The sequence below is a fragment of the Aestuariivita sp. genome (assembly GCF_049276915.1).
Classification (GTDB): domain Bacteria; phylum Pseudomonadota; class Alphaproteobacteria; order Rhodobacterales; family Rhodobacteraceae; genus Aestuariivita.
The window spans coordinates 1-3,251 of record NZ_JBASXK010000119.1; the positions used below are offsets into that span (position 1 = coordinate 1).

A 3,251-nucleotide genomic window follows, 5' to 3' on the forward strand; every position below is an offset into this window, starting at 1 on the left:
GATCTCTATCTCCGCACCCTGCCCTGCCGCATGCGCAGCCTGCGCCGCGGCCGGATCTACCATATTCCCGATCGCCCCCGATGCGCCCTGTGCCACCATCGCCCGAAGCATGCCTGTCGTGTTGCTGTCACCGCCCGCACCGGGATTATCTTGCGTATCCGCGATCACCACAGGCTTGGACGCGTCGCGGGCAACGCGCATTGCCTCGATCACGCCCGCGTCCGGCTCAAAACTTTCACCGGCAAGGGATGTTTCTGCGTCCAGCACGGCGCGATTGATCGTGTCAGCGGCAAGGTCGGCGGCTGCCTGAGTGGCGCCATAGCTCACCACCGTAGGCCCGCAGCCGGGAAAATCCGCCGCAGGAAATCCAAAAAAGAATGAGGTGCTGGCAACGTCGCCGCCCTCCTGAGCCGCTGTCAGATCATACAGCGCCCGACCCGGCTCTCCTCGCGTGCTTTGCCACGCGATGGGTACAAGGAACGGCAGCCGACGGAACGCCTTGGCGAAAGGCGCGCCGCGCTCCATCAGCGCTTCCAGTTGCGCCGCAGCGCGGTGGCCCGTCTCGGCCATGTCCAGATGGGGATAGGTTCGGAACCCCACCAGCACATCCGCCGCGGCGACCATCTGTGCCGTGATATTGCCGTGCAGATCCAGCGCCGCGGCGATGGGAACGTCAGGACCCACGGCGGTGCGCACGCGCTCAAGAAGTGCGCCCTCGCCGTCGTCGAGATGCTCGGCAACCATCGCACCGTGCAGGTCCAGAAAAATACCGTCGAGCGGGCCTGCCGCGAGAATGCCCGCAATTATATCGCCTGTGATGCTTTCGTAGGCAGTTTGGGACACATGCGCCGATGGAATCGCACCAGCCCACAGGATGGGGGCCATTTCCCATCCCGCTGATTCGCCAAAAGTAACCGCGCCGCCGATCCCCAGATTGATGTCGCGTCCCTGGGTCAGCACCGCCGCGCCACGCGCCAATGGCATGTAACCGCCCCCTTGGACGAAGTCGCTCATCTGCGCCTTGCTTGGCGCGAAAGTATTTGTTTCGTGCAGAAAACCGGCCAGTGCCACGCGCTTTGACATTCTATTCTCCCTGATTTGCTGCGCAGATAAGGGAGGCTGATCCACCGCAATCGTCACAACAATATATTGCAAAGCAATACACTCACATCTTATATAGATCCTAGAGCATTCTCCTATTTACAGTCAAACAGTCAATCGGATCCTATGGGAGGGCCGCCATGCCCCGCAACACCACCCGCGCGGAGCCGGGCAAACGGGCACTGACAGACGGCGACCGCGCCGGATCGCTGTTTGTTCAGTCGGTGGAAAAGGCGATGGCCGTATTGTCAGCGTTTCATCATGCCGATGGCCCGCTCACCCTGACCGATATCGCCAGACGCGCAGAATTGGATCGAAGTGCTGCCCAACGTATGGTGCACACCCTGCGGGCAATTGGCTATATTGAACGCGATGCGGACGGGCATGGCTTTGTACCCGGTCTGCGCATCCTCGATCACACGCTCGATTATCTGCGGATAAATCCACTGGTGCGGCAGGCCACGCCGGTGCTGCAGGAATTGCGCACCTCCGTGCGCGAGCGGGTCGACCTGTCGCTGGTCGATGATATGCGGCTAGTCTATGCCGTGCGGCTCCAGACCAAGCGCCAGACCTTCAACGCCACTATGGTGGGTCACAGCGTGCCGATATTCTGCACTTCCGGCGGCTGGGCGGTGCTTGCGCGCATGCCCGAGGACCACGCGCGCGCCCTGCTCGAACGCTCGGACCGGCGCCCGTTTACGCCGCACACCATCACGGAAGTGGATGCAGTGATGGAGCAGGTCGCACAGACCCGTGCGCGTGGCTACTCTCTGGCAGTAGACCAGATCCTGCTGGGCGAGATCGCGATGGGTTTCGCCATCCTCGATAGTTCTGGCGCGCCGTACGCGGCAATCCACATCGCGGGCTCCACCGCCGAGTGGACGTCGGAAGATTACGCCGCGCGCGTGGCCCCGCTGGGTCAGCAGGCCGCGCGCTCGCTTAGCAGATATTGAACCGATTACAGGAACCGATCCCATGGACCCTCTCACACTTCCCGGCCTTCAAGCTCCCGCAAGCATCTCCATCGACCGTTGGGGCATGGCGCACATCCGCGCAGAAAACGACCACGATGCCTTCTTTTTGCAGGGGCTGAATGCCGCGCGCGACCGGCTGTGGCAAATTGATCTATGGCGCAAACGCGGGTTAGGCCTGCTCGCCGCAGACTTCGGGCCGGGCTATCTGATGCAGGACCGCGCCGCGCGGCTGTTTCTCTACCGCGGTGATATGGCGCCTGAATGGGCCGCCTACGGGGCAGATGCCGAAGCCATCTGCACTGCCTTTGCCCAAGGCATCAACGCCGCTATTGATTTAATCACAGCGGGCACATGGACCCTGCCCCCCGAATTCACCGAATTGGGCACCCAGCCTGCCCATTGGGCACCCGAGGACGTGGTGCGCATCCGCACGCACTGCTTGTCGCGTAACGCCACGTCCGAGCTTGCCCGTATGCAGGTCCACCGTCTTGCGGATGCGCAGACAGACCTGATGCGCGTCCCGCTGGACCCGCCTGTGCCCGAGGCGGAATGGGAAACGGCCTGTGACCGCATCCTGCCCGCAGATACACTGGCAGTGTACGAGCTGGCGACCGCGCCCGTCACCTTCCAGCGCGCCCGTCTTGATGCCAAGCTGGCAGAAGCAAACCGCTGGACCACCACGGACGCGCGCAAAACCGTGCAGCCCACCCCCCCCGCGATGGAGGGGTCCAACAATTGGGCCATCGCACCGGCACTGACTGAGTCCGGACGCGCAATCATGGCCTCCGATCCGCACCGTCTGCACGCAGCCCCTTCACTGCGCTATATGGTCCATCTTGAAGCACCGGGGCTGAACCTCATCGGCGCGGGCGAGCCGTCCTCGCCCGGCATCATGGCGGGCCATAACGGCACGGCAGCGTTCAGCCTGACGATCTTTTGCGCGGATCAGGAAGACGTCATGGTCTATGAAACGGATGCGGATGGCACCTCCTACCGCTACAAGGACGGGACCGAAGCGATCACCCGCATCGAAGAAAGCTTTGCCGTCAAAGGGCATCCGGACCAAATTTTGCCGCTCGATTTCACACGTCACGGCCCCGTTGTATTCAATGAGGGCGGCACGGCGGTTGCGATCCGCACCGTATTTACCGATCCGGGCACAGCGCCCTACATGGC

General features: G+C 62.7%; 3 protein-coding genes. 2 read left to right on the plus strand and 1 reads right to left on the minus strand.

Features of this window, described 5'->3' with window-relative positions:
- Positions 1–1,083, minus strand: a 1,083-nt coding sequence (locus tag WAO69_RS12795) for a M81 family metallopeptidase (RefSeq protein ID WP_422179711.1), incomplete at its 3' end; no start/stop codon positions are given.
- A gap of 158 nt (positions 1,084–1,241) precedes the next feature.
- Between WAO69_RS12795 and WAO69_RS12800 the strand changes: the two genes are divergently transcribed.
- Together WAO69_RS12800 and WAO69_RS12805 are read left to right on the plus strand one after the other, a co-directional pair.
- The gene (locus WAO69_RS12800; protein ID WP_422179713.1) at positions 1,242–2,054 is read left to right on the plus strand and encodes an IclR family transcriptional regulator; all 813 of its coding nucleotides are present in this window, start codon (positions 1,242–1,244) and stop codon (positions 2,052–2,054) included.
- A gap of 22 nt (positions 2,055–2,076) precedes the next feature.
- Positions 2,077–3,251, plus strand: a 1,175-nt coding sequence (locus WAO69_RS12805; RefSeq protein WP_422179715.1) for a penicillin acylase family protein, incomplete at its 3' end; no start/stop codon positions are given.